19 protein-coding genes and 1 pseudogene are annotated in these 25,979 nt (G+C 68.0%); 11 read left to right on the top strand and 9 right to left on the bottom strand.

Annotation, left to right across the window (positions count from 1 at the left end; translation table 11 throughout):
* Positions 1-128 precede the first annotated feature (128 nt).
* On the top strand, positions 129-629 hold the full coding sequence (locus VM780_RS06610; protein WP_325446366.1) for a ferritin-like domain-containing protein: 501 nt from the start codon (positions 129-131) through the stop codon (positions 627-629).
* Between the two features lie 43 nt (positions 630-672).
* Here the strand turns inward: VM780_RS06610 and VM780_RS06615 are convergent, their stop codons facing one another.
* A complete protein-coding gene (locus VM780_RS06615) occupies positions 673-2,016 on the bottom strand; it encodes a methyl-accepting chemotaxis protein (protein WP_325446368.1) in 1,344 nt (447 codons plus the stop codon).
* 96 nt (positions 2,017-2,112) lie between these two features.
* A complete protein-coding gene (locus tag VM780_RS06620) occupies positions 2,113-2,832 on the bottom strand; it encodes an SIMPL domain-containing protein (protein ID WP_325446370.1) in 720 nt (239 codons plus the stop codon).
* A 216-nt stretch (positions 2,833-3,048) separates the two neighbouring features.
* Between VM780_RS06620 and VM780_RS06625 the strand changes: the two genes are divergently transcribed.
* Positions 3,049-3,552: a ferritin-like domain-containing protein gene (locus VM780_RS06625; protein ID WP_325446372.1), complete on the top strand. Its 504-nt coding sequence runs from the start codon at positions 3,049-3,051 to the stop codon at positions 3,550-3,552.
* Between the two features lie 72 nt (positions 3,553-3,624).
* On the opposite strand, the gene VM780_RS06630 is transcribed toward VM780_RS06625, so the two are convergent.
* The 4 genes from VM780_RS06630 to uvrB form a co-directional block, all read right to left on the bottom strand.
* Positions 3,625-3,984, bottom strand: a complete 360-nt coding sequence (locus VM780_RS06630; protein WP_325446374.1) for a DUF6481 family protein — start codon at positions 3,982-3,984, stop codon at positions 3,625-3,627.
* 145 nt (positions 3,985-4,129) lie between these two features.
* Complete coding sequence (arfB, locus tag VM780_RS06635) at positions 4,130-4,549, bottom strand: alternative ribosome rescue aminoacyl-tRNA hydrolase ArfB (protein WP_325446376.1); 420 nt, start codon at positions 4,547-4,549, stop codon at positions 4,130-4,132.
* Between the two features lie 117 nt (positions 4,550-4,666).
* A complete protein-coding gene (locus VM780_RS06640; protein WP_325446378.1) occupies positions 4,667-7,300 on the bottom strand; it encodes a calcium-binding protein in 2,634 nt (877 codons plus the stop codon).
* Positions 7,301-7,550: 250 nt separating this feature from the next.
* A complete protein-coding gene (uvrB, locus tag VM780_RS06645) occupies positions 7,551-10,268 on the bottom strand; it encodes an excinuclease ABC subunit UvrB (RefSeq protein ID WP_325446380.1) in 2,718 nt (905 codons plus the stop codon).
* Between the two features lie 189 nt (positions 10,269-10,457).
* Here uvrB and aqpZ point away from each other — a divergent pair, with 189 nt between their 5' ends.
* Positions 10,458-11,198 (top strand): aquaporin Z, encoded by a 741-nt coding sequence (gene aqpZ / locus VM780_RS06650; protein ID WP_325446382.1) that lies wholly within the window; start codon positions 10,458-10,460, stop codon positions 11,196-11,198.
* A 179-nt stretch (positions 11,199-11,377) separates the two neighbouring features.
* Here the strand turns inward: aqpZ and VM780_RS06655 are convergent, their stop codons facing one another.
* Positions 11,378-12,100, bottom strand: coding sequence for a hypothetical protein (locus VM780_RS06655; protein WP_325446384.1), 723 nt, complete (start codon positions 12,098-12,100; stop codon positions 11,378-11,380).
* 1,142 nt (positions 12,101-13,242) lie between these two features.
* On the opposite strand from VM780_RS06655, the gene VM780_RS06660 reads away from it, so the two are divergent.
* On the top strand, positions 13,243-15,201 hold the full coding sequence (locus VM780_RS06660; protein ID WP_325446386.1) for an AI-2E family transporter: 1,959 nt from the start codon (positions 13,243-13,245) through the stop codon (positions 15,199-15,201).
* A gap of 49 nt (positions 15,202-15,250) precedes the next feature.
* Positions 15,251-15,655, top strand: coding sequence for a peptide-methionine (R)-S-oxide reductase MsrB (msrB, locus tag VM780_RS06665; protein WP_325446388.1), 405 nt, complete (start codon positions 15,251-15,253; stop codon positions 15,653-15,655).
* A 9-nt stretch (positions 15,656-15,664) separates the two neighbouring features.
* On the opposite strand, the gene VM780_RS06670 is transcribed toward msrB, so the two are convergent.
* Positions 15,665-16,882 carry a PQQ-dependent sugar dehydrogenase gene (locus VM780_RS06670; protein ID WP_325446390.1) on the bottom strand — a complete coding sequence of 406 codons (1,218 nt, stop codon included), beginning with the start codon at positions 16,880-16,882 and terminating at the stop codon, positions 15,665-15,667.
* Positions 16,883-17,026: 144 nt separating this feature from the next.
* Here VM780_RS06670 and VM780_RS06675 point away from each other — a divergent pair.
* Positions 17,027-17,518, top strand: a pseudogene (locus tag VM780_RS06675) (polysaccharide deacetylase family protein); the annotation flags it as partial.
* 240 nt (positions 17,519-17,758) lie between these two features.
* Here VM780_RS06675 and VM780_RS06680 read toward each other — a convergent pair.
* Complete coding sequence (locus tag VM780_RS06680; protein WP_414652799.1) at positions 17,759-19,135, bottom strand: Nramp family divalent metal transporter; 1,377 nt, start codon at positions 19,133-19,135, stop codon at positions 17,759-17,761.
* Positions 19,136-19,357: 222 nt separating this feature from the next.
* Here VM780_RS06680 and ppdK point away from each other — a divergent pair, with 222 nt between their 5' ends.
* The 5 genes from ppdK (at position 19,358) to VM780_RS06705 (ending at position 25,933) form a co-directional block, all read left to right on the top strand.
* On the top strand, positions 19,358-22,051 hold the full coding sequence (ppdK, locus tag VM780_RS06685) for a pyruvate, phosphate dikinase (protein ID WP_325446392.1): 2,694 nt from the start codon (positions 19,358-19,360) through the stop codon (positions 22,049-22,051).
* A gap of 143 nt (positions 22,052-22,194) precedes the next feature.
* Positions 22,195-23,463 (top strand): ergothioneine biosynthesis protein EgtB, encoded by a 1,269-nt coding sequence (gene egtB, locus VM780_RS06690; protein ID WP_325446394.1) that lies wholly within the window; start codon positions 22,195-22,197, stop codon positions 23,461-23,463.
* Positions 23,463-24,413 carry an L-histidine N(alpha)-methyltransferase gene (egtD, locus tag VM780_RS06695; RefSeq protein WP_325446396.1) on the top strand — a complete coding sequence of 317 codons (951 nt, stop codon included), beginning with the start codon at positions 23,463-23,465 and terminating at the stop codon, positions 24,411-24,413. Before egtB ends, egtD begins: the two co-directional genes overlap by 1 nt.
* A gap of 100 nt (positions 24,414-24,513) precedes the next feature.
* Positions 24,514-24,900 carry a hypothetical protein gene (locus VM780_RS06700; RefSeq protein ID WP_325446398.1) on the top strand — a complete coding sequence of 129 codons (387 nt, stop codon included), beginning with the start codon at positions 24,514-24,516 and terminating at the stop codon, positions 24,898-24,900.
* A gap of 79 nt (positions 24,901-24,979) precedes the next feature.
* Complete coding sequence (locus VM780_RS06705; RefSeq protein WP_325446400.1) at positions 24,980-25,933, top strand: methylmalonyl Co-A mutase-associated GTPase MeaB; 954 nt, start codon at positions 24,980-24,982, stop codon at positions 25,931-25,933.
* The last annotated feature ends 46 nt before the right edge of the window (positions 25,934-25,979 follow it).

Genomic DNA, 25,979 nt, shown 5'->3' on the forward strand with positions numbered 1-25,979 from the left:
GCACGAACGTCGCAGTTCGTTCCGACGCCGGCCGCGTCTCCGCATGCGCAGCCCTTCGAACCGTGTCCCGGGAACAGACCGTCAGCGCGCGGTGTTTCCGCGATCCATCGATATTGGGAGACGCGAGAATGGCGAAGAAGATGCAGGACCTGCTGATCGAGGAGCTCAGCGACGTCTACAGCGCCGAACAGCAGATCACGCAGGCGCTGCCGAAGCTCGCCAAGGCGGCCGCGTCCAGCGATCTGAGGGCGGCGTTCGAGGCCCATCTGCAGGAGACGAGGGACCAGATCAAGCGGCTCGACCGGATCTTCTCGCTGCTCAAGACCAAGCCCGAGGAGAAGGAGTGCAAGGCGATGAAGGGCCTCGCGGAGGAGGCCGACGAGCTGCTGAAGGAGGATCTCGCCCCCGAAGTGCTGGACGCGGCGCTGATCGCCGCGGCCCAGAAGGTCGAGCATTACGAGATCGCGAGCTATGGCTCGCTGCGCGCCTATGCGGACGCCTGCGGTCTCGACGAGGTGGCCGATCTGCTGGGCGAGACGCTGAGCGAGGAGAAGGCGACCGACGAGAAGCTGAACGCGCTCGCTGTCGCCGAGATCAACCCGCGGGCGGTCGAGCGGTCAGCGGCCTGACGGCGCGGACGGCGGAGGCCGCCGACCGCGCCAAGGTATCGCTTCAGGCGCGGGCGGCTTCCGCCACCGCGGCCTTGTCGAGCGCCGCGAGCGCCGCCTCGGCGCGCTGGAAGGCCTCGGAGGCCGCGCCCCAATCCTGCGCCTTGGCGGCCGACATCATGCGGGCCGCTTCCTGGCGGACCGCGTCGCGGCGCTGCATCAGCTCCGGCCAGCGGTCGCCCACCCGGTCCAGCCGGCTCGCGAACTCGTCCGCCGGGAAGGTCGGCGGCGTCAGCCCGACCAGGATCGATCCCAGCCGGCGGTGCGCGATCGCGCTGTCGGCGGCGAGCCGCGCCAGCTCGTAGTTTTTGATGTTCTTGCCCGCAGCCGCGTCGACGCCGGCGAGAGCCGCGCTTTCGGCGGCGACCAGCTTGGCGAGCGCCTCGTCGATTTCGCCGCGCGTCTTGCTGGCGGTCTCCGCGATGCGCGAGACGTTCTCGGAGATCTCATTTGTCGCCGCGCGCTGCTGGCTGAGCACTTCCGCCAGCGCGTGCATCTGCGTGGTGATCACTGAGACGTGTTGGCCGACGGCCTCCACCTTGCCGCCGGTGGCGCGGATCGTGGCTTCGCCCGCGGCGACCGCGTCGGCGCTTTCGGCGGTCGCGCGCTTGATCGCGTCGGTCTCTTCCATGAGCGTCGCGATGCGCGCCCGGATCTGCTCGGTCGCCTTGGCGGTCTGGCCGGAGAGCGACTTCACCTCGTTCGCCACCACCGCGAAGCCGCGGCCGGCGTCGCCCGCGCGCGCCGCCTCGATCGTGGCGTTGAGCGCGAGCAGGTTGGTCTGGCTGGAGATCGCCTCGATTGTGCCGGCCATGTCGGCGATCTGCCGCACCGCGTCTTCGAGCACCGCGATGCGGTCCGCGATGCCGCTGACGCGATCGCGGATCGCGTCCATCGAGCCCGCCGCCTGACGCATCTCGGCGACGCAGGCCGTGGTCTCGTTGCGCGCGGCCACGGCGTCGTCGGCGCCCGAGCGGCCCATCGATGACATTTCGGAGATGGAGTTCGCAAGCTCCTCGACGGCGCCGGCGATGGTCGAGGTGCTCTCGGCGACCTGGCGCACGTCATGCGTGACCCAGCCGACGCTGAGGCCGGTCGCGGCGGCCTGCGCCGCAAAGCCCACGATGGTCTCGAGATCCTGCCGCCCGCGGCGGTCGAGCTCGGCCGCGAAGGCCTTCAGGGCCTCGCCGGCGTCGCCTTCCGGCCACTGCGAGATCGCCGCGCCGCGCTTCAGCGCGTCGAGCGCGGCCACCAGCGTGGCATGATCCAGAACCTGAGCGGCGTCCTGCCGCGGCGCAGCCTGCACAGGCTGCGAATGCGCCGTCTGGCGCCCGAACCCGAATGTCATGGTCCCCCAACCACCGTTCCGGAACCCGCCTGATGCGGTTCTCGCGGCGGAGCATGACGCCTCGGCGTTAACGGCGGGTGACCGGCCTTGCGCCGGCTATTCGGCGGCGAGCGCCCAGCGCGCGTTGACGCGCACCCGCAGTTCCTGCTCGCCGCGCGCCACCGGCGTCGCTGGCGCGGCGTCGAGCGTCTTGCGGGCCGCGAAGGCCCGCATCGGCTCGGGTTCGCTCGCATCCTGCTCCGAGACCGCGAGCGGCGCGCCGAGCTTGGCGCCCACGCCGGCGGCGTAGATCTCTGCCTTGCGCCTTGCGTCCGCCATCGCTTCGCGGCGGGCGCCGTCGAGCTTCTCGCTCCGGTCAGAGACCTCGAAGGAAAGGTTCTCGATCTGGTTGGAGCCCGCCGAGACAAGGCTGTCGATCAGGTCGCCGACCTTGTCCAGCGCGCGCGACCGCACCGTAACCGCGTTGCGGACCTCGTAGGCCACCAGTCTTGGTGCGCGCGGGCCGGAGCCGGAACCATCCCCGTAATCATATTGCGGCTGCACCGAGAGCCCCGAAGTGGCCACGTCGCGGTCCTCGATCCCGGCGGTCTTGAGCGCCGCCATCACTTTGGTCATCGCCGCGGCGTTCGCCTCGAGCGCGGCCGCCGCCGTCGGAGCGCGGGAGACGACGCCGCTCGTCACCATCGCGAGATCCGGAACCGCTGACACGGAGCCTTCGCCGACGACGGAGACTGACGGCGCGCGCCGCTCGCCCTCCGCGTGGACTGCGAAGGGAAGCACGGCGAGGGCGGTCGCAAGGGCGAGGGCGCGGCGCATCGAGGTCTCCTGCGGGTGACGACGGACCGGATCCGGCGTTCAGGGATTTACAGACATCGCCCGGGATTGCGACCGCGGTTGGGCGACGACCGAAGCGCCGGCCCTCACGTCGAATCTCGGAACGATCGCTCGCGGCATGTGTTGATTAGACAGTGCGCGAGACGCGCCGAGCGCGCGCGCAGAGATTCACAACAGAGACCTCAAAGGAGGCCAGTCATGGGTTTGTTTTCCAAGGACATCAAGACGCTCGACGATCTCTTCGTTCACCAGCTGCAGGACGTATATTACGCTGAGAAGCAGATCCTCTCGGCGCTGCCGAAGATGATCGACAAGGCGACGTCGCCGCAGCTGAAGCAGGGGCTGCAGAGCCATCTCGGCGAGACCGAGGAGCATGTGCGGCGGCTCGAGCAGGTGTTCCAGATGCACGGCGCCGAGATCAAGGCCGTCAAATGCCCGGCGATCAACGGCATCATCGAGGAAGCCAATGACATCGCTGGCGACGTCGACGACAAGCAGGTGCTGGACGCCGCGATCATCGCCTCGGCGCAGGCCGTCGAGCATTACGAGATGACGCGTTACGGCACGCTGGTCGCCTGGGCGCGGCAGCTCGGCCGCAACGACTGCGCCACCGTGCTGGAGAAGACCCTGACGGAAGAGAAGTCGGCTGACCGCAAGCTGAGCGCGCTCGCCGAAGGCGGCGTCAACCAGAAGGCCGCCTGACGCGGCCTGACGGATCCAAACAAAAAGCCCCGCTGAAAAGCGGGGCTTTTTTCATGCGTTGAACTCTGAAGCTCAGGCGCTCTTGCGACGCATCGAAGCGGTGTCGGCAATGACCCGCGCGGCGAGCGCATAGGCTGCGGCATTGATCGCCTTCGGACGGGCGGCCAGCTTCGCGGCCTCGGCGGCGGCGCGCTCGGCCTCCTTCTCGGCGGCGATGCGCGCCTCTTCGGCGGCCAGCTCGGCGGCGCGGCGGCGCTCTTCCTCAGCCTTCGCCCGCAGCCGCGCCTCGCGCGCCTCTACGATCTTGGCGCGCTCGGCCTTGCGACGCTCGGCGTCAGGATCCGCTGCTGCGACCTTGAAACGCTGAAGAAGCTTTTGCTTGGCTTCGAGGGCCGCATCGCGGCGCGACTGGAAGGTGTCTTCCTTCATCATAGACAGAGATAGGCCTCGGAATTGTTGTTGGTGAGGACGCCGACATAAGCGCCGGAGCCTGAAATAGCAATGGTTTGCGCGCGATATTGTGACAATCGTCACGTCTTGTGACCGCGACGCCGCAGCTCTCCGAAGGCCGCGGCCCCTAATCTCCCGAGACCGGCCGCCGCATCGACTTCGTGGCGCCCCGGCGGGATTTGTCCTCCCTCCGGCGCGCCTCGGATGCGCGGGTCGGCCGGGTCGCCACCCGGCGCTTCGGCCGCTCGGCCGCCTGCGCGATCAGGCTGACGAGCCGCTCCATCGCCTCGGCGCGATTGTCGGCCTGGGTGCGGTGCGACTGAGCGGTCAGCACCAGCACGCCCTCCTTGCTGAGCCGCGAACCCGCAAGCCGCATCAGCCGGATCGCGACGTCGTTCGGCAGCGACGGCGAGCGCCGCACGTCGAACCTCAGCTGAACCGCGGTCGCGACCTTGTTGACGTTCTGCCCGCCCGGGCCCGACGCGCGCACGAAGCTCTCCTCGATTTCGCTGTCGTCGATGGAGATCTGGGGCGTCACGCGGATCATGAGGCGTCATAAAGCGGGGTCGGGCGACGGTCGTCCCGTCATGCCCGACCCCGACAAGTCCCGCCAGTGTTTTCCCGCCGCCCAGACAGCGTGGGCCAAGTGCTCGCCGGAACGCCCTCAGACGATGACGAAATCCGTGTTGTCGACATTCGCCGGGTGGGTGGTCAGCGTCGCGAACTGCACGGCCGCATAGGTCCCTCCGGTTCCATCGCGGTCGAAGAACAGCGCGCCGGTGGTGGTGTTGTAGATGATGCGGTCGGAGGCGTCGTGCGCCGCGACCGCGCCGGCCGCCTTGTAGAACGCGCCCGCCGAGAGCGCTCCCACAGAAAGCCCCGTGAACACGGAGTCATCGAGCCGCATCGTGTCGTCGGCATGGCTGAAGTCGGTGATCTGGTCGATATTGGCCGCACCCAGCGTCGAGCTGAACAGGAAGTAATCGGCCCCGCCGCCGCCGGTCATGGTGTCGGCGCCGGCGCCGCCATCGAGCTGGTTGCTTCCGGAGTTGCCCGTCAGCTCGTTGGCGAGCGCATTGCCGGCGCCGTTGATGTTGGCGGCGCCGATCAGCGTCAACTTCTCGATGTACTGCCCCGCGAGCGAAAACGTCAGCGCGGCGATTACGGTGTCGACCCCGACGACATTGCCTTCTATGACGCGATCGCCAGCGCTTTGGACGTAATAGGTGTCATCGCCGGCTCCCCCGGCCATGGTGTCGGCGCCGCTGCCGCCGTTGAGGACGTTGTCGCCAGCATTCCCCGTCAGCGTATTGGCGGCCGAATTGCCGGTCCCGTCGATGTCGCCGGAGCCGGTCAGCACCAGCTTCTCGACGTTCGCCCCCAGCGTATAGGTGATCGAGCTCCTGACAGTGTCGGTTCCGGCGCCTGCCGCCTCTGTGACCTGATCGCCGACGTCATCGACGATGTAGGTGTCGTCGCCGAAGTCGCCGGACATGACGTCGGCGCCCGCGCCGCCATTGAGCTGGTTGTTGCCGGTATTGCCGGTCAGCACGTTCACCAGCCCGTTGCCGACCGCGTTAATGTTGGCGGAGCCGGTCAGGGTCAGGTTTTCGGTGTATTGTCCGGCGAGCGAGAAGGTGACCGAGCTGAACACCGTGTCGACGCCCGCCACGTTGGCCTCGATCACCCGGTCTCCCGCATTGTCGACATAATAGGTGTCGTCGCCCACGCCGCCGCGCATCGTGTCGGCCCCCTGGCCGCCGTCGAGGACGTTCGCCGCGCCATTGCCGACGAGGACGTTCTCGAGCGCGTTGCCCGTGCCGTTGATCGCGGCCGAGCCGGTCAGCGTCAGGTTCTCGGTGAAGCTGGGGGCGAGCGAAAAGGTCGCCGAGGCGAACACCTGATCGACGCCGACCTCGAGGTACTCGATGATCTGGTCGACCGAGTTGTCGACGTAATAGACGTCATCGCCATTGCCGCCGACCATGGTGTCGGCGCCCTGGCCGCCGTCGATCGTGTCGGCCCCCAGGCCGCCCACCACGGAATCATTGCCGCGCCCCATCAGGAAGGTGTCGGCGAAGTTGGTGCCGATATACTGGTCGGCCTGGTCGGTGCCGGCGAGATGAACCGCGGCCACGCGCGGGTCGAGGATGACGGTGTAGATGTCCTGCTCGCCGTTCCAGCCCGGAATGTTCTCGTTCTGCCCGAACGTCGCCACCACCCGGCCGTCGGCAAGGGTCGCCAGGCTGAGCGCCGGGTCATAGCCCTCCGGCGCGATGGTGAAGACGTCGCTGTCGTAGGAGCCGTCGGGGTTGAGGATCCGGCCGACGAAATTCGAGCCGTCGGCCCACGCCACCATCAGCCGCCCGTCGAGCAGCGCCGTCGAGTCGGGGAAGCGCGCATAGTCGTTGCTGGAGTTGACGTTGACCCGGAAGGGGATCGATCCGCCGCTCCCGTCGGCGTTGTAGAACCGGACGAAGACATCGTAATCCGTGGCGCCCGATTGGTCGCTGGTCATGTAGGTGAGCGAGATGCGGCCGTTCGCGAGCTCGACGATCGAGGTGAAGAACTCGCTGTTGTCGGACGTGGCGCCGATGTCGATGTCGCCTGAAACCCCGCCTGTCGGCGACATGATGCGGAAGTGGATGTGCTGGGAATCGTCGACCCAGCTCACCGCGTAATTGCCGCCCGAGAGCGAGGTCATGCCGAGCCGCTGCAACTGGCCGACGCCTTGGCTCGGCGTGGAGACGCCGCCCCCGCCGGTGCTCACGACCACGGTGTTGCTCAGAAGGCCTGCGCCAGGATCGTAGACGGTGGCGTAGACATTGCTGGTGTCGGACCAGGAGACCGCGAAGGCGCCGCTGTCCAACGCCACCACGGTCGGCTCGTAGGAGTACATCGACCCCGTCTCGATCGGGATCGTCACCGTGAAGGCGTTGTTGTTGAAGCTCGCCCCCGAATAGAGGCTGAGCTGGATGTTCGGGTTTGAATTAGACTCCGTCGTCTGGTCCAGGAAGGCGACGGCCTGAACTGTCCCGTTCGAGGCCATCGACGGATGGCGCTCGAAATCGTCCGCCGTGCCTCTGGGATAGATCTGTCCGTACGGGGCGCTGATGGGCGAGCCGTCCGCGCCGAAGCGCTGGATGCGGGCGTCGATGTCGGTCGAGCTGATGACATAGGTCCAGCCGATGTCGAAGCCGCCGGTCTGCAGCGCGGTGACGACCGGCGCGTTATCGAAACGGTTGGCGTGCGAACCCGAGATCGGGGTGAGGGGCTGATACACCGTGGGCGCGGGCATCGCGGCAGCCTCCATGCGCCGGCCCGGGGGCTCGGCCCTTCGGAAAACCCGACGCTAGCAGCCGGCGAACCGCCGCGGCATACGCAGTAGTACGAGGGGGCGCGGAGAGGGCAGCGGCGCGAATCCGGTCAATGCCCTTACCCTCTCCCGGAAGCGGGAGAGGGGGACCTGAAGCGCCGCGGCCTCTTCTCCCTCTCCCGCTTGCGGGAAAGGGCCGGGGTGAAGGGGTCTCACGAAGACCGCGACCGCTCTACCGCCGCTTCGGCCCCTGCCGCCGGCCGCCCGGCCGGAAGTTCGTCGTCATCATGTCCGGCTTCTCCCGGCGCGGGACGTCGCCCTGGAGCAGGGGGGTCGCGCGGTCGGTGCCGGGGCCCATGTCGTCGAGGCTCGGCTTCGCGGGCCCGCGGCGCGGCGGGACGTTGGCGCTGCGACCGTATTTGCGCTCGCCCGCATAGCCGCCGGCCGCGGCGTCGACCGCGACCTGGCGGGCCATCGGGTCGTCGGAGATCGCGAGCTCGGTCGCCTGCAGGCGCTTGATCTCGTCGCGCAGCCGGGCGGCGGTCTCGAATTCGAGGTCGCCGGCCGCCTTGCGCATCTTGGCCTCGAGGTCGGCGATCGTGGCCTTGAGGTTGTGGCCGATCTTCGGCGCGTCCTCCGCGAAGCCCTTGTCGACCGTGACGTGGTCGCGCTCATAGACCGAGTTGAGAATGTCGCCGATCTCGCGGCGCACGCTTTCGGGCGTGATGCCATTCGCGGCGTTGTAGGCGAGCTGCTTCTCGCGCCGCCGCGCGGTCTCGGCCATGGCGCGCTGCATCGAGCCGGTCTCGTGATCCGCGTAGAGAATGACCTTGCCGTCGACGTTGCGGGCCGCGCGGCCGATGGTCTGCACCAGCGAGGTCTCTGAGCGCAGAAAACCTTCCTTGTCGGCGTCGAGGATCGCGACCAGCGCGCATTCCGGGATGTCGAGGCCCTCGCGCAAGAGGTTGATGCCGACCAGCGCGTCGAAGGCGCCAAGGCGCAGGTCGCGGATGATCTCGATGCGCTCCAGCGTGTCGATGTCGGAGTGCATGTAGCGCACCCGCACGCCGTGCTCGTGGAGATACTCGGTGAGATCCTCCGCCATGCGCTTGGTCAGCACGGTGATCAGCGAGCGGTAGCCCTTGGCGGCGACCTCCTTGACCTCGCCCAGCAGGTCGTCGACCTGGGAGCGGGCGGGGCGGATCTCGATCTCCGGGTCGACCAGGCCGGTCGGGCGGATCACCTGCTCGGCAAACACGCCGCCGGTCTGCTCCATCTCCCACGATCCGGGCGTGGCCGAGACATGGATGGTCTGCGGCCGCATCGCGTCCCATTCCTCGAAGCGCATCGGCCGGTTGTCCATGCAGCTCGGCAGCCGGAAACCGTACTCGGCGAGCGTCGCCTTGCGGCGGAAGTCGCCGCGATACATGCCGCCGATCTGCGGAATGGTGACGTGGCTCTCGTCCGTGAACACCAGCGCGTTGTCGGGCAGATATTCGAACAGCGTGGGCGGCGGCTCGCCGGGTTTTCTGCCGGTCAGCCAGCGCGAATAGTTCTCGATGCCGGCGCAGCTGCCGGTCGCCTCCATCATCTCGAGGTCGAAAGTGGTGCGCTGCTCGAGCCGCTGCGCCTCCAGCAGCCGGCCCATCTTCGTGAGCTCGGCGAGGCGGGCGTTGAGCTCGGCCTTGATGCCCTTCATGGCCTGGTTCAGCGTCGGCCGCGGCGTCACGTAATGCGAGTTGGCGTAGACCTTCACGGCCGCCATCTCGCCGATCTTCTGGCCGGTCAGCGGGTCGAACTCGTGGATCGACTCGATCTCGTCGCCGAACAGGCCGATCCGCCAGGCGCGGTCCTCATAGTGCGCCGGAAAGATCTCGATCGTGTCGCCCCGCACCCGGAAGGTGCCGCGCACGAAGTTCACGTCGGCGCGCTTGTATTGCAGCGCCACCAGATCGGCCATCAGCTGGCGCTGCGAAACCGTCTCGCCGACCTTCAGCACGAAGGTCATGCTGGTGTAGGTCTCGACCGAGCCGATGCCGTAGATGCAGCTCACCGAGGCGACGATGATGACGTCGTCGCGCTCCAGCAGGGACCGCGTCGCGGAGTGCCGCATGCGGTCGATCTGCTCGTTGATCGAAGACTCCTTCTCGATATAGGTGTCCGAACGCGGCACATAGGCCTCGGGCTGGTAGTAGTCGTAGTAGGAGACGAAGTACTCAACCGCGTTCTCGGGGAAGAACGACTTGAACTCGCCATAGAGCTGCGCCGCGAGCGTCTTGTTCGGCGCGAGGATCAGCGCCGGCCGCTGGGTCTGCTCGATGATCTTCGCCATGGTGAAGGTCTTGCCCGAGCCGGTGACGCCGAGCAGCACCTGGTCGCGCTCATGGCGGCGGATGCCGTCCACCAGCTCGGCGATCGCGGTCGGCTGGTCGCCCTTCGGCTCGAACGGCGAGACAAGCCCAAAAGTCTGGCCGCTCTCCAGCTTCTCCGGCCGCGGCGGACGGTGCGGGACCCAGGGCTTGCCCTTGAGCTCCGGCCGGCCGTTCTGGATCAGGTCCTCGAGCGCCCGCACGGTCGCGGACACGGAAGCCTTGGCGTCGAAATCCGCCGGCAGGGCGGCGAGGTCGGTCTCGTCCGCCGCCCCAAAGCCGCGCGGCGCCTTCTGCGGGTCGGGGACCGCGCCCGCCGGGTCGGCGGCCTTGCGCTTCGCGCGCGGCGCGCGGGCAGGCTTCGGCGCCGGCGTCACCACCTCCGCCTCGGGCCCCTCGCTCGCGGCCGCCTGCGTGGCGCGGTCGGCGATCGCGCGGCGGGCCTCGTCGGCGGCCGCGCCGCCGCGGCCGAGCGCGCGCAGCAGTTCCGGGTCGGCGGTCAGGTCGGACGGCGCGGCGGCGTCGAACGCGGCCTGCGGCGCTTCGGCGAAACCGGTCTTTCGGGAGGGCTTTGATGGCATGGCCCGAATATAGGCACGAACCGGCCGAACGCGAGCCTTGCGCGGCCCCCGAAAAGCCCGCGCGGCCGCCGCCCGGCGGGCCGCCCTTGGTCAGGCTTCCGCGCAGCCGGCAAAAGAGCTCATCTATGTAGATGAAGATCCAGCGGCGCGGCCCGGGCTTCGCCCCTGGACTCTGACAGGGGGAGCGCGATGACGGACGATCTCACGCGGCGCATGGTCGCCGAATTCTTCGGCACGTTCTGGCTGGTCTTCGGCGGCTGCGGCGCGGCGGTGCTGGCCGCCGCCTTTCCGGATCTCGGCATCGGCTTCCTCGGCGTCTCGCTCGCCTTCGGCCTCACCGTCCTGTCGATGGCCTATGCGGTCGGCCACATTTCGGGCGGCCATTTCAACCCCGCCGTGACGCTCGGCCTGTGGGCCGCCGGCCGCTGCGCCAACCGCCATGTCGGGCCCTACATCGCCGCCCAGCTGGTCGGCGCGGTCCTGGGCGCCGGCGCGCTCTATTTGATCGCCTCCGGCAAAGCCGGCTTCGTCCCCGCCGGCTTCGCCTCCAACGGGTTTGGCGACCTCAGCCCCGGCAAATATGGCCTCGGCGCCTGCTTCCTGACGGAGCTGCTGGCGACCTTCTTCTTCCTGTTCATCATCCTCGGCGCGACCTCGAAGGGCGCCGCCACCGGCTTCGCCGGCATCCCGATCGGCCTCGCGCTGACGCTGATCCACCTGATCACCATCCCGGTCACCAACACCTCGGTGAACCCCGCCCGCTCCACCGGCGCGGCGCTCTACGCCGACGGCGGCTATTTTGCCCAGCTCTGGCTGTTCTGGCTCGCCCCGATCGCCGGCGCCGTCGCGGCTGGCTTCCTGGCGCGCTGGCTCTACGAGGCGGGCGGCATCGACGAGACCACCGTGGTGGAGCAGCGCCGGGTGGGGTGATATGACAGAAAGAAAATCTTCCTACCTCTTCTAAGGGGTGCGCCTCGCAAGCGTCGTCGCCGCCGGCTAGTTCACGCTGGCACTCTCCCCACCTTATCGAGGTAAAGTGCTTAGCCCATCAACACCGGCGTTCAGCTCCCGCTCGTCCGATACCGAGAACGAGACGTACGGCTGTGCCTCTAGAGGCGAAGCCACTGACCCATTCGGATGACGGCCTTCGTCTCACGTTCATATGCATCTTTAGCATAGAGCTCAAGGCGAGTATCAGGATGTTCAAGCTCATCCCTCTTGATTCTTGCGTAGAATAGAAGGATTCCTTCGACGACACCTCGGCCCACTTCGTTGAAAGCGGTCTTCGTGTCTAGGGCATCAGCTGCTCGGAGTATTGCGCCATTATATTCACCTGTTGTGGTCAGCTGCTCAGGCATCTTAGTGAGCTGTGCAATTATAGGAGTATTACCACGTGATACGATCACAAGCCCCCACTCTGTTATAATGCTAGGTGATCCGGTATTCCATACGCGAACATCTAATGCGACGCCGCAGATTTGATCTTTCCACGGAGCCATCGCTGGATTAAATATGTTTCCACCAAGTAAATTTAATCTTATCTCCGGTTTGGAAAGCTGGCGCTCTAAACCAAGAACCTTACTCTGCGCCTCATCTGGCGTCGTTACGCCAAGCTTCGACTCGTACGCATCTATTCGACTCTTCAGAAATGCGACCTCGCTTGCTTTCGCTTGTATATCTGCAGACATAGAGGATAGCTCAGCAGATTTCATGGTGTTTAATAGCCACCAGATCGCAGGAGTTATCACAGCCAGTAGGCCAAAAAGCGCAGCAAAGAACGTGAGGGGTGCCGAGCTGACGATTGGCCATTCCGATATAACCTTTTCGATCACTTGCGCATCCCGTTAGGTTTGGCCCTATCGCCATCGGCGGCATACTAGGGCACCCTAAGAAACTCCATGGTTCGGCAGATTTTGCGAAACGTTCATTCGCGCTCGGCGAATGGTTGATCGATTCGAAGTCAGTTTAGGACGCTTAGAATATTATCGTCGAGTGTATCAGGCGGCCCGCTGAGACAGGATGCGCATAGCACGACGGACCGCGGCCACTGGCCTGGGGGGGTCTGGGAAAATAATCCTTGACACCCCGCCGCCTCCATGCTCTCCTCTGATCACCTTCTCCCGCGCGGGAGGCGTGTCCGGACCGGCCGGCCATGTGGGGGAGGGGCGGCGCCTGCGGCGGGGATGACCGGATGTCTTCCGCCCCGGGACGGTCGGCACTGCGGCGGGTTGAGAGTGCGAGCGTCGAAAGGCGCGGCCGGCTCCCTTCTGCGACGACGCCGCCCCGCATTACGACGGGGACGCGCTTAAGGCGCGGATGGCGCGGAACGCGCGAGGTTTTGGGCGGCTCCAAAGGCTTCCGCGAAACCCCTGCGCTTCGGGTTCCCGGCCGGCTTCGGCCAGGACCGTTCCAAGCCGGCAGGCGGTCCGCAGCGATCGTTAAGACGCCGCGCGCGGAGCGCCGGGCGGCCGGTTATCCGAACTACGGAACGAGCGGCGGCCCGACGCTCCGCGCCTTCCCGCTGTTTGACCAGGATTGGACGAGAGCAAGCCGCGCCTGCGGCCGATGACGCGCGCCCGCGCTCTTCTCCCTCCCTCGCAGAGGGGAGGGTGGACGGGCGAAGCCCGGCCGGGTGGGGTGGGTTCAGGATCGAGCCGGCGAACCTCGCCGTCATGCCCGGCGCAGCCGGGTATCCACGACTTGGGTCGTGGGCTAGACGGCGGAGGAAGTCGTGGATGCCCGCGAAGGCGGGCATGACGGAGACTGAGCGCTACGCCCGAGGCCCCACCCGACCTCGGCCTGCGGCCGAGGCCACCCTCCCCATCGCTGCGCGGCGAGGAGGGAAAGAGGCGGCGCGGCGCGGAGAAGGCGCGGCGGCGTTAACGCGGCGGGCGCCATCTCGGGGGCGGGCGCCGATGGCGCGGAACAAGTCGTCGCGCGGCCCGTTACCATGCCGGGCGAGGGAACACGCGGCGTGCAGCATCTGGTGGCGGAGCGGATTCGCAGGCCCGGCGAGGGTCCGCTGATCGTGGCGTCGTGGGCGATCGTCGGCGCGGCGGTGGTGGGCGCGCTCTATGTCGGGCGCGACCTTCTGATCCCGATCGCGCTCGCGCTGCTGCTGGCCTTCGTGCTGTCGCCGCTGGTCAGCCTCGCCAAGCGCGCCCGCGTGCCCCGCAGCCTGGCCGTGGTGGCGCTGGTCTTCATGGCCTTCGGGGTGATCGTCGGCCTCGGCGCCGTGCTGGCCGGCCAGGTGGCGCAGCTTGCGGGCGATCTCCCAAAATATCAGTCGACGATGCGCGCCAAGGTGCAGTCGATCGGCGAGATGATCGGCGGCGGCGCGACGCTCGATCGCGCCGCAGACCTGCTGCAGGACCTCGGCGAGGAGCTCGACCGGCCGAAGGGGTCGGCGCAGCCCTTCCCGACCGGCCGCGCCGACGAACGCAAGCCGCAGGAGCCGGTGACGGTGCAGGTGCGGCAGCCGCCGCCCACCGCGCTCGAGAACCTGCGGGCGATGATCGAGCCGCTGATCCATCCGCTGGCGACCACCGGCGTGATGATCATCTTCGTGATCTTCATCCTGCTGCAGCGCGAGGACATCCGGAACCGCTTCATGCGGCTCGCCGGCGCGCAGGACATTCAGCGCACCACCGCGGCGCTCGACGACGCCGCGCGGCGGCTGTCGCGGCTGCTGCTGACGCAGCTCGCGCTGAATTCCGCCTTCGGGCTGGTGATCGGGATCGGGCTCGCGGCGATCGGCGTTCCGAGCGCGGCGCTGTGGGGCATCATGGCCGCGGTGCTGCGCTTCGTGCCCTATATCGGCGCGGTGATCGGGGCGCTGTTCCCGATGGCGCTCGCGGCGGCGGTCGATCCGGGCTGGACCGGCTTCCTGCTCACCGCGGCACTGTTCGGCATCACCGAGTTCACGCTCGCGCATCTGATCGAGCCGATGGCGTTCGGCCGCAGCACCGGCCTGTCGCCAGTCGCGGTGGTGGTGTCGGCGACCTTCTGGACGGCGCTGTGGGGCCCGATCGGCCTGGTGCTCGCGACCCCGCTTACGGTCTGCCTGGTGGTGCTCGGCCGGCATGTGCCGAGCCTGTCCTTCCTGGACACGCTGTTCGGCGACCGCCCGGCGCTGAGCCCGCCGGAGATCTTCTACCAGCGCATGCTGGCGCGCGATCCGCTGGAGGCGTCCGAAAAGGCCCGGCAGGTGCTGCAGGAGCGCTCGCTGTCGGCCTATTACGAGGAGGTCGCGCTGCCAGGCCTGCTGCTCGCCCAGCGCGACGCCGAGCGGGGCGCTCTGCAGGCCGAGCGGCTGGAGGCGCTGCGCGCCTCGGTCTCCGAGCTGATCGAGGACCTCGACGTCTTCGACGACACCGATCCCAAAGAGGGCGAAGAGACCCAGGACCCGGAGGCGATCGACGCGATCGAGACGGTCGAGGACGACGCCAGCGCCGCCGACCTGCCGTCGCCGCCGGAAAATGTCGGGCCGCCGGACCGGGCCTACCGGGTGCGCTGCGTCGGCGCCCGCACGCCGGTGGAAGGCGCGGCCGCCGAGATCGTGGCGCAGCTGCTCGGCAAGCACGGGCTCGCGCCGCAGCTCGAGGACGACGATTTCCTGCTGACGAGCGGCGTGGTCGAGATGGAGGCCGCCGGTCCGACGATCGTCTGCGTGACGTTCCTCGACGCCGAGGAGGCGCATGTCCGGCTGGTGGTGCGTCGCGTCCGCCGGCGGCTGCCGAGCGCCTATGTGGTCGCCGCCTGCTGGACCTCGGAGGAGCGCGAGCTGCCGGCCGAGGAGGTCCGCCAGACCGCCCGCGCCGATGCGGTCGCGGTCAGCCTGCGCGACGTCGTGGAGCGCTGCCTCGCCGAGGCGCGCCGCCGCTCCGAGCCGGCGCGCGAGCCCCAACCGGAGCGCGCCGCGGTCTCCGCCTGACGCGCGCTCCGCCGGCGCCTATATGGGGGCGGAGATACGGAGGCCCGCGATGCTGGACGAGAGCTACGAAGTCACCCGCACCGACGAGGAGTGGCGGGCGCTGCTCACCCCCGAGCAGTATCAGGTGATGCGCCGCCACGGCACCGAGCGCCCCGGCAGCTGCGCGCTGCTGCACGAGAAGCGCCGCGGCGTGTTTTCATGCGCCGGCTGCGGCCAGAAACTGTTCGCCTCCGGAGACAAGTTCGAGAGCGGCACCGGCTGGCCGAGCTACGGCGCGCCGCTCGAGGGCTCGGTCGGGATCACCGAGGACCGCAGCTACGGCATGGTCCGCACCGAGGTGCATTGCGCGCGCTGCGGCAGCCATCTCGGCCACGTCTTCCCCGACGGCCCGCCGCCGACCGGCCTGCGCTACTGCATCAACGGCGTGGCGCTGGACTTCGAGCCGGAGGACTGAGGGCGGCGGTCACTCGCCCGCGCCGCCCACATAGCTGACGCGGTAGATCGCGCCATTGTGGTCGTCGGAGACCAATAGCGAGCCGTCCGGCATCACCTCCACGTCGACCGGACGGCCCACATAATCATTGTCTTCGACGAAGCCGGTGAGGAACGGTTCGACCGAAACCACCTCGCGCCGCTCGTTCAGGAAGGCGACCGCGACGTCGGCGTATTTCAGCGTCCGGTTCCACGGGCCGTGGCGGGCGATGAAGATCGCGCCCCGGTATTTCTCGGGGAAGGCCTTGCCGGTGTAGAACCGCATGCCGAGCGGCGCCGCGTGCGGCCCGAGCAGCGCGGCGGGTTTGACGAACTCGTCGCAGCTGCGGCCCTGGCCGAACTCGGGGTCCGTCATCAGGCCGGAATGGCAATACGGAAAGCCGAAATCCTGGCCGATCCGGCTGACATGGTTGAGCTCGTCGAGCGGCATGTCGTCCGACACCCAGTCGCGCTGGTTGTCGGTGAACCATAGATCGCCGGAGCGCGGATCAAAGTCGAAGCCGACCGAGTTGCGGACGCCCTTGGCGACGGTCTCGACATGCGAGCCGTCGAGGTCCATCCGAAAAATCCGGGCGTGCCGTTCGTCAGGCTCACAGACATTGCAGGGCGCGCCGACCGGCACGTAAAGCTTGCCGTCCGGCCCGATCTTCAGGAATTTCCAGCCATGCGGGCTTTCGCCCGGGAACTTGTCGTAGACGACCACGGGCTTCGGCGGGTCGTCGAGCCGGCCCTCCACGCCGTCATAGCGCAGGATCTCCTTGGCGTTGGCGACATAGAGCGAACCGTTGTGGAACTCGATGCCGTTCGGCAGGGTCATGCCGGAGACCACGGTCTTCACCTCCCGCCGGCCCCCCTTGTCGACGACGGCGTAGACCTTGTTGGCGACGAACAGGGACGACACGAACAGCGTGCCTTTTTCGCCCCGGCGCATCATGCGCGCGTCGAGGATATCGCTCGCATAGGTCTCGACCTTGAACCCGGGAGGCGCATGGAGCCTCGCGGTCGGCAGGGCCTCCGCGGGCGTCGCCACCGGGAAGGCGGAGACTGGCGCAAGCTTGAAGCCCTGACGGTTCTGGGGCCCGCCAAGCGACCAGAACTCATCAGGCTTGTCGGCGGCGCTCGCCGCCCCGCATGCCAGCGCGACCAGCGCCAGCGTCAGGCGAAGCGCGTTCCGTCGCTGATATCGCATGCGGTCTCCATGGCCGCCTTTTCCAGCGGATCGCGGCCCAAGCTAGGCGCGCCGGCGGCGGCCGCCAAGACGCCGCTTACCGCGCCCCGCTTTCGCCGAAAAGCGCGCGCTTTTCGTGACGCGGAAGGAAATGTGGGAACGGCGATGTCCGCACGTCTGGCGATCCTCTTGAGCGCTGCGCTGCTTTTCGGCGGGACGCCGCTCCGCGCGCTGGAGTTCGAGCCGCGGCTCGCCATCGAGTCGCCAGATCCTGCGGTCCGCGAAGTGGCTCTCACCTTCGACGCCTGTTCGGGCGCGGTCGACCACCGCATCCTCGACGCCCTGCTGGAGACCCGCGCCAAGGCGACGATCTTCGTCACCGAACGCTGGCTGCGGCGCAACCCCGAGGCTCTCGCAACCCTGAAGGCTCATCCGGATCTGTTCGAGATCGAAAACCACGGCGCCCGGCATGTGCCGGTGGTGACCGACGCCCACAGCGTGTTCGGCATTACGACCGCCGGCGCCATCGAGGCGGTGCGGGCGGAGGTCGGCGGCGGCGCGGCGGCGGTGGAGACGGCGACAGGCGCCCGGCCGATCTGGTTCCGCGGCGCGACGGCCCGCTACAGCCGCGACGCCCTCGACGAGATCGCTGCGGAAGGTTTTCGCGTCGCGGGCTTCTCGCTCAATGGCGACATGGGCGCCTCGCTGCCAGCGGCCGCAGTGGCGCGCCGCATAGCCGCCGCTCGCTCAGGCGACGTGGTGATCGCGCACATCAACCAGCCCACGCGCGGCTCAGGCGAAGGAGTGGCGACGGCGATCCGGTCGCTCTCGGCCGCAGGCGTCAAATTCGTGCGTCTTCAGGACGCGACGATGAAGAGCGACGACGGCCGCCCCATCCTATTGGCCAAGCGCGAAGTCGATCACCAGCTTCGCGTTCAGCGCCACGATCACCGCGGCGACAAGCGCAGCGACGACCGACATCCAGCGGGGAGCGACGAACTCGCCCATCTTGGCGCGGCTGGCGGTGAACCACACCAGGGGGATGACCGCGAAGGGCAGCTGCAGGCTCAGCACGACCTGGCTCAGCACCAGTAGCTTGCCGGTGCCGCTTTCGCCGTAGAACAGCGTCACGCCAATCGCCGGCACGATCGCGATGGCGCGCGTGATGAGCCTGCGCAGCCAGGGCGAAAGCCGGATGCGCAGGAAGCCTTCCATCACGACCTGGCCGGAGAGCGTCGCGGTCACCGTGGAATTCAGGCCGCAGCAGAGCAGGGCGACGCCGAAGGCGGTGGCGGCGAGCGTGCCGCCAAGCAGCGGTCCAAGCAGCGTGTGGGCTTCGCCGAGCTCCGCGACCTCGCCATGGCCGCTGTCGTGGAAGGCCGCCGCCGCCAGCACCAGGATCGAGGCGTTCACGACGAAGGCGAACGCCAGCGCGATCGTGGAGTCGGCGACCGCATAGCGGATCGCCTCGCGCTTGCCGGCCGCGTCCCGCCCATAGGCGCGGGTCTGGACCACCGAGGAATGCAGATAGAGGTTATGCGGCATGACCGTCGCGCCGACGATGCCGAGCGCGATGTAGAGCATGTCCGGATTGGTCACGAGCTCGGTCGTCGGAGCGAGACCGCGGATGACCGCCGCGAAGTCCGGATGCGCCATCGCAAGCTGGATGGCGAAGCAGCCGGCGATGACCATGAGCAGTCCGATGACGAATGCTTCGATCCAGCGGAAGCCCACCCGCTGCAGCGCCAGCACCAGCACGACGTCGAGCGCGGTCAGCACCACGCCGATCTCGAGCGGTATGCCGAACACCAGCGTGAGGCCCATCGCAGTCCCGATCACCTCGGCCAGATCCGTCGCGCAGATCGCGGCCTCGGCGAAGACCCAGAGCGGGAAGGAGACCGCCTTCGGAAACGCGTCGCGGCAGGCCTGCGCCAGGTCGCGTCCGGTGGCGACGCCGAGACGGGCGCACAGCGCCTGCAGCAGCATCGCCATCAGGCTCGAGAGCGCGACCACCGCCATCAGCGCGTAGCCGAACTTCGAGCCGCCCGCGAGCGAGGTGGCCCAATTGCCGGGATCCATATAGCCGACGGCGACCAGATAGCCGGGGCCGACAAAGGCAAGCAGCCGGCGGAGCGGCGTGCGCCCCCCCACCGACACAGAGGCGTTCACCTCCGCGAGCGACGCTCCGCCCGGCGCGCCGCGCCAGCCCGAAAACGGGGTCGAACGAGGGACATCGGCCACATCAGTCACAGTCTTGACCTCGCCTGTCGGCATGCGGGCTCCAGCCTCGAGGGCTTCCGGATAATTGATCGCCAATCCTCCAGTTGCAAGTAGGTCGCAACTGCATTTTTGCAGGAGCTAACGCGGCCGCTCCGAAGAGCGCCGCCGCCAGCCGCCGCCCTTGTCACATCGGCGTGGGCGTGCAACCTCCCTGCCGTCGCGGAACGTTCGCGGTCGCGAAATGGTCCGCCCAACGCTGCGGGAGATGCGGCTGCGATGGCGAAATGGGTGCTCACCTTCGGCGACGGGCGCGCGGAAGGGCGCGCCGACATGCGCGACCTGCTGGGCGGCAAGGGCGCCAATCTGGCCGAGATGGCGAATATCGGGCTGCCGGTGCCGCCCGGCTTCACGATCACCAGCGAGGTCTGCACCTACTTCTACGGCAACGGGAAGTCCTATCCTGCCGAGCTCGACGCGCAGGTGAAAGCCGGCCTGGAGCATGTCGAGAAGATCACTGGACGCAGGTTTGGCGACGCCGCGAACCCGCTGCTGGTGTCGGTTCGGTCCGGATCCCGCGCTTCGATGCCGGGGATGATGGACACGATCCTCAACCTCGGCCTCAACGACGAGACCGTCGAAGGCCTAGCGATGAACGCCGACGACCGGCGCTTCGCCTATGACAGCTACCGCCGCTTCATCCAGATGTATTCCAACGTGGTGCTCAGTCTCGAACACCACCTGTTCGAGGATCTCCTGGAGCAGGCGAAGGACCGCAAGGGCGTCGTCGAAGACACCGAGCTCGACGTCGAAGACCTCGGAAGGCTGGTGGCGACCTACAAGGCGAAGGTGGAGAAGGAGACCGGCGCCGCGTTTCCCCAGGCGCCGCTGGAGCAGTTGTGGGGCGCGATCGGCGCGGTGTTTTCCTCCTGGATGAATCCTCGCGCGATCACCTATCGCAGGCTCAACGCCATTCCCGAGAGCTGGGGCACGGCCGTCAACGTCCAGGCGATGGTGTTCGGCAATATGGGCGAGACCTCCGCGACCGGGGTCGCGTTCACCCGCGATCCTTCGACCGGGGAAAAGGCGCTCTACGGCGAGTTCCTGGTGAACGCCCAGGGCGAGGACGTGGTGGCCGGCATCCGGACGCCGCAACCCATCACCGAAGCGGCGCGGATCGCCGGAGGGGTCGCCGCGCCCTCGCTCGAGATGCGCATGCCGGAGGTGTTCCGCGAATTCGTCGCCGTCGCCGAGCGGCTGGAGCGGCACTATGGCGACATGCAGGATCTCGAGTTCACGGTCGAGCGCGGCAAGCTCTGGATGCTGCAGGCGCGCAACGGCAAACGCACCACCAAGGCGGCGCTCAAGGTCGCGGTCGATCTCGCAGCCGAGGGCGTGCTGACGCGCGAGCAGGCGGTCCTGCGCATCGAGCCGGCGTCGCTCGACCAGCTGCTGCACCCGACGATCGACCCCAAGGCCGAGCGCAAGGTCATTGCGAGCGGCCTGCCGGCCTCGCCTGGAGCCGCGCAGGGCGAGATCGTGTTTTCCTCCGAGGCGGCCGAGGCCGCCGTTTCAGGGAACAGCGGTCGCAGCGTCATCCTTGTGCGCGTCGAAACCTCGCCGGAGGACATCCACGGCATGCATGTGGCGGCCGGCATCCTGACGACGCGCGGCGGCATGACGAGCCACGCGGCGGTTGTCGCGCGCGGCATGGGCAAGCCCTGCGTCTCTGGGGCGGGCGCGCTCCGGATCGACGAGAAAGGCGGCACGCTGACGGTCGCAGGTCGCACCTATAAGGCCGGCGACGTCATCACGATCGACGGATCGACAGGCCAGGTGCTCGACGGTCCCGTCGCGATGGTGGAGCCGGAGCTGTCGGGCGACTTCAACACGCTGATAGGCTGGGCCGACGAGATCAGCCGGATGGAGGTGCGCGCCAACGCCGAGACCGCCGAGGATGCGCGCGCCGCGCGGGGCTTCGGCGCAAAGGGCATCGGCCTCTGCCGCACCGAGCACATGTTCTTCGACGAGGATCGCATCGTCGCAGTCCGCGAGATGATCCTCGCCGACGATGAGGACGGGCGACGCAAGGCGCTCGCCAAGCTGCTGCCCTATCAGCGCTCCGATTTCCGCGCGCTGTTCGAGATCATGCAGGGGCTGCCTGTCACGATCCGGCTGCTCGATCCGCCGCTGCACGAATTCCTGCCGCATGGCGACCGCGCCATTGCGGAGGTTGCGACGGCGATGGGCGTCGCCCCCGAAAAGCTCAAGCGGCGCGCCGAGGAACTCCACGAATTCAACCCGATGCTCGGCTTTCGGGGCTGCAGGCTGGCGATCGCCTTCCCGGAAATCGCCGAGATGCAGGCGCGCGCGATCTTCGAAGCCGCGATCGAGGCCGGGAGGGCCACCGGCGCGCCGGTGCACTGCGAGGTGATGGTCCCGCTGATTGTCGGACGGGCGGATTTCGACTTCGTGAAGGCGCGCATCGACGCCGTCGCCAAGGAGCTCGAGGCTGACGCCGGCGCGCGCCTTTCCTACCAGGTCGGAACCATGATCGAACTGCCGCGTGCGGCGCTGCGGGCCGGGGAAATCGCCGAGACGGCCGAGTTCTTCTCCTTCGGAACCAATGATCTCACCCAGACTGCGCTCGGCATCAGCCGCGACGACGCTGCGCCGTTCCTCAGCCATTACGTCGCCAAGGGCCTGCTGCCGAGCGATCCGTTCATGACCATCGACCGGGAGGGCGTGGGAGAGCTGGTCGCGCTCGGCGCCGAGCGCGGTCGCGCCACGCAACCCAAACTGAAGCTCGGCATCTGCGGCGAGCATGGCGGCGATCCGGCCTCGATCGCGTTCTGCGAAGAAGTCGGGCTGGATTACGTGTCCTGCTCGCCTTTCCGGGTGCCGATCGCACGTCTCGCGGCGGCTCAGGCGGCGCTGCGGAACAGGAAGGAAAGCGGTACGCCGGCGGCGTGAGGGCCGCCGCGGCCATTTTGTGGAACTGCGGCAGGCGGAAATTGGTTCTCGTCTGATGGGCGGAGCTGCGATCCGCCCGGTGGTGTGATGCGTAACGTGGCTTCCGCCTGCTGCGTATCCTGACAGTCGCCTCAGGAGTGCCAATGACGCCCGCCTCAGCCCGCAAGCCGGACTTCCGCTCCAACCTGGCCGAACGCTTCCGCGAGGTGCGGGCGCACAGCCGTCGTCTGGCTCAGCCGCTCTCCGACGCCGATGCGACCGCCCAGTCCATGCCGGACGCGAGCCCCGCTAAATGGCACCTCGCGCACACGACCTGGTTCTTCGAGACGATGGTTCTGAGGCCGAACGCGCCGAGCTATCAGGTCTTCAACCCCGCCTTCAACTTCCTCTTCAACTCCTACTACGAGACCATCGGAGAGCGGCATCCGCGTCCGAAGCGAGGCCTGCTCACGCGGCCGTCGCTCGAGCAGGTCATGGATTTCCGTGCGCATGTCGACCGCGCAATGGAGGCGCTGCTCGACGCGGATGTCGAGACCGACGTGGCGGAGTTGATCGAACTCGGCTGTCACCACGAGCAGCAGCACCAGGAGCTCCTGCTCACCGATATTCTCCACCTGTTCGCTCAAAACCCGATCCGGCCGGCTTACCGCGACTCCGAGCCCGTCGCGGTCGCGGACGCGCCCGGGGAGATCGGCTGGCTCGGCTTCGACGGCGGCATCGTCGAGATCGGTCATGACGGCTCCGGCTTCGTGTTCGACTGCGAAGGCCCGCGCCACCAGGAACTGCTGCAGCCGTTTCGGATCGCCGATCGCCTGGTCACCAATCGCGAATGGCTCGCCTTCATGGCGGACGGCGGTTACCGCGAGCCGCTGCTGTGGCTGGCGGACGGCTGGGCGCAGATCCTCGCGCATCGCTGGGAGGCCCCGCTCTATTGGGAGCAGCGTGACGGCGAGTGGTGGACCATGACGCTGCGAGGTTTGCAGCCCGTCGATCCCGCCGCGCCGGTGACGCATGTCAGCTATTTCGAGGCGGACGCCTTTGCGACATGGGCGGGCAAGCGGCTGCCGACCGAAGCCGAATGGGAGCGCGCCTCCGCAGGCCTGCCGCTGGTTGGCAACTTTGCGGGCTCCGGCCGTCTGCGGCCGAAGCCTGCCGGCGCCGAGGGCGGCCTGAAGCAGATGTTTGGCGACGTGTGGGAATGGACGCGCAGTCCATTCACGCCCTATCCGGGCTTCCGTCCGGCCGAGGGCGCGGTCGGCGAGTACAATGGCAAGTTCATGTGCGGCCAGTTCGTGCTGCGCGGCGGCTCCTGCGCTACCCCCGAGGGCCATATCCGCGCCAGCTACCGAAACTTCTTCCAGCCGGACAAGCGATGGCAGTTTTCGGGGCTCCGCCTCGCCGAGGACGCCTGATGCTCGAGAAGGTGAATCTGCATTCCCGCCAGCAGGAACAGTTTCGCGCGGACGTGCTCGACGGCCTGAGCGCATCCTGCAAGACGCTGCCCTGCCGCTGGCTCTACGATGATCGCGGTTCGGAACTGTTCGAGCAGATCACGCAGCTGCCCGAGTATTATCCGACGCGCGCCGAAACCGGGATCCTGGAGCGGTGCGCCGGCGAAATCGCGTCCTTCTGCGGGGAGCGCGCCGTGGTGATCGAATACGGCGCCGGCGCCGGCATCAAGACCGAGATCCTGCTCGGCGCGCTGGCGAACCCCGCCCTCTACGTTCCCGTGGACATCGCTGGCGACTTTCTGGCCGCCTCGGCGGCGCGGATCGAGAGCCGGTTTCCCTATCTGGAGATCCGGCCTCTGGTGGCGGACTTCACGGAGGATTTCGATCTTCCGGCAGACCTCCCGAGGCTGCCGCCCCGCATCGGCTTCTTTCCTGGATCGACCATCGGCAATCTTGCGCCGCCGGACGTGACGGATTTTCTCAAGCGCGTCCGCGGTCATGTCGGCGACGAGGGGCGGGCCTTGATCGGCGTCGACCTGAAGAAGGAGCTCAGCATCCTGCTTCAGGCCTATGACGACGCGGCGGGGGTGACGGCCGAGTTCAACAAGAACCTGCTGCGACGGATCAATCGCGAGCTCGGCGGGAGCTTCGACCTCGACGGCTTCGCCCATGAGGCGCGCTGGAACGCTCGCAATTCCGCCGTCGAGATGCATCTCGTAAGCCTCAGGCGGCAGTCGGCGACCGCCGCCGGCCGGCGGTTCTCCTTCGCGCTCGGGGAGACGATCCATACCGAGAACTCGCGCAAGTACTCGGTCGAGGAATTCGGACGCCTTGCGGGCCGCGCGGGCTGGCGCGTCGAGCGGGTCTGGACTGATCCGGATCGGTTGTTCGCCGTACTTGGCCTTTGCTGACGGTAGGCTGAAGGATGGGGTGACGGCGTCGGAGCCGCGTGCCAAACCTGCCGCCGCAGAAAAACAAGCGCCTCGAAAGGCGCGTCTCGGAGGATGTTCGATGCGTAAGGGGACTCTCGCGATCGCCACGGCGGCGCTGCTCGGGACGATGACGTCGGCTTTCGCGCAGGGGGCCGCCGCGCCCGCGGCGCCGGGCGCCGAAGCGCAGCAGGTCGACGACGCCTACCTCGCGCAGTGCTCGCCGCAGGCCACGAAGGAGTTCTGTGGCTGCATCGTCTCCGTGGCGGACTTTCAGATCAAGGATCCGACCGAGCGTATGATTTTCTACGCCTATACGGTCGGCGACTTCGACAAGGCGCGTGAGCAGCGCGCGGTTCTGCCGGCCGAGCAGAACATGAAGTTCAACATCGCGCTCCAGCAGGCGGAGACGATGGTGCACGATCGGTGCGACAAACTTCGGCCGCAGCAGGCCCCTGCGCCGAAATAGCCGCGACGAAGGCGCCGTCGCGCTCTATCACGCGGCATGCGAGATGGGCGGCGCAGCGCAGCCCATTCCGAGACGAGACGTGACCCGCGGCGACTTTCCCGATCTCCCGAGCCTGCGCGCAGGCGGCAAGCCGGGGCTCGCCCGAGCCCTGGCGCGGCTCGAGCGCGCCGCCGGCACGGCCGACGCCGCGCGTCTTCTCGACGCCGCGGACGCCGCGCCGAAGGGCGAGGTGCTCGGCCTCACCGGTCCGCCCGGCGTCGGCAAGTCCACGCTCACCGGCGCGCTCGTGCGGATGTTTCGCGACAGGGGGCTGACCGTCGGCGTGGTCGCGGTCGATCCGTCGTCGATGCGGTCCGGCGGCGCCCTTCTGGGCGATCGCGCCCGCATTCCCTCGGACCCTGAGGACGGCGGATTGTTCATCCGCTCTTTCGCGGCGCGCGACCGGCTTGGGGGACTGTCGGAGCTAGCTTTCGGCGCTGTCGTGCTGATGCGCGCGCTGTTCGACCGCGTGATCGTCGAGACGGTAGGCGTCGGCCAGTCCGAGGCGGACGTCGCGCTCGTGGGCGACACTATCCTGCTAGCCGTCCAGCCCGCCTCCGGCGACGCTCTGCAGTTCATCAAAGCGGGCGTGATGGAATTGCCGGATATCGTGGCGGTGACAAAGGCCGATATCGGGCCGGCGGCGCGTCGCGCCCGCGACGAGCTGGAAAGCGCGCTCACGCTCGGCAACCGCGAAGAGGCAGGCTGGACGCCGCCCGTTGCGCTCATCTCGTCCCAAACCGGCGAAGGCCTGGATACGCTTGCGGGACATCTGTCGGCGCATTCGGCTTTTCTGCGTCAGCATGGACGACTGGAGCGACGACGCCGGACTCAGGCTGAAGCGCGAATCGAGGCTGCGCTTAGGAGCCGCTTCGGGACGGAAGGCGTGCGGGCGGCGAGAAACAGCGGGGTGCTCGGCTCCGAAAAAGGACCGTTCAGCCGCGAGGCGGCCGCCGCAAATCTCCTCGCGGGCCGGCTTCAAACCGCCCGCTAACCCTCTCTCAGGGCCGCGTTAACCGCTCCTCAAGGTTAAGGACCGA

The sequence above is a fragment of the Hansschlegelia sp. genome (assembly GCF_035538955.1).
In the GTDB taxonomy this organism is placed as follows: Bacteria; Pseudomonadota; Alphaproteobacteria; order Rhizobiales; family Methylopilaceae; genus Methylopila.

Bases quoted from the DNA above. Each gene is read 5' to 3' on its own strand.
- VM780_RS06640 (WP_325446378.1), bottom strand. From the start codon at position 7,300: ATGCCCGCGCCCACGGTGTATCAGCCCCTCACCCCGATCTCGGGTTCG.
- VM780_RS06625 (WP_325446372.1), top strand. From the start codon at position 3,049: ATGGGTTTGTTTTCCAAGGACATCAAGACGCTCGACGATCTCTTCGTT.
- VM780_RS06610 (WP_325446366.1), top strand. From the start codon at position 129: ATGGCGAAGAAGATGCAGGACCTGCTGATCGAGGAGCTCAGCGACGTC.
- egtB (WP_325446394.1), top strand. From the start codon at position 22,195: ATGACGCCCGCCTCAGCCCGCAAGCCGGACTTCCGCTCCAACCTGGCC.
- msrB (WP_325446388.1), top strand. From the start codon at position 15,251: ATGCTGGACGAGAGCTACGAAGTCACCCGCACCGACGAGGAGTGGCGG.
- VM780_RS06620 (WP_325446370.1), bottom strand. From the start codon at position 2,832: ATGCGCCGCGCCCTCGCCCTTGCGACCGCCCTCGCCGTGCTTCCCTTC.
- aqpZ (WP_325446382.1), top strand. From the start codon at position 10,458: ATGACGGACGATCTCACGCGGCGCATGGTCGCCGAATTCTTCGGCACG.
- VM780_RS06700 (WP_325446398.1), top strand. From the start codon at position 24,514: ATGCGTAAGGGGACTCTCGCGATCGCCACGGCGGCGCTGCTCGGGACG.
- VM780_RS06630 (WP_325446374.1), bottom strand. From the start codon at position 3,984: ATGATGAAGGAAGACACCTTCCAGTCGCGCCGCGATGCGGCCCTCGAA.
- ppdK (WP_325446392.1), top strand. From the start codon at position 19,358: ATGGCGAAATGGGTGCTCACCTTCGGCGACGGGCGCGCGGAAGGGCGC.
- arfB (WP_325446376.1), bottom strand. From the start codon at position 4,549: ATGATCCGCGTGACGCCCCAGATCTCCATCGACGACAGCGAAATCGAG.
- uvrB (WP_325446380.1), bottom strand. From the start codon at position 10,268: ATGCCATCAAAGCCCTCCCGAAAGACCGGTTTCGCCGAAGCGCCGCAG.
- VM780_RS06615 (WP_325446368.1), bottom strand. From the start codon at position 2,016: ATGACATTCGGGTTCGGGCGCCAGACGGCGCATTCGCAGCCTGTGCAG.
- egtD (WP_325446396.1), top strand. From the start codon at position 23,463: ATGCTCGAGAAGGTGAATCTGCATTCCCGCCAGCAGGAACAGTTTCGC.
- VM780_RS06680 (WP_414652799.1), bottom strand. From the start codon at position 19,135: ATGCCGACAGGCGAGGTCAAGACTGTGACTGATGTGGCCGATGTCCCT.
- VM780_RS06670 (WP_325446390.1), bottom strand. From the start codon at position 16,882: ATGCGATATCAGCGACGGAACGCGCTTCGCCTGACGCTGGCGCTGGTC.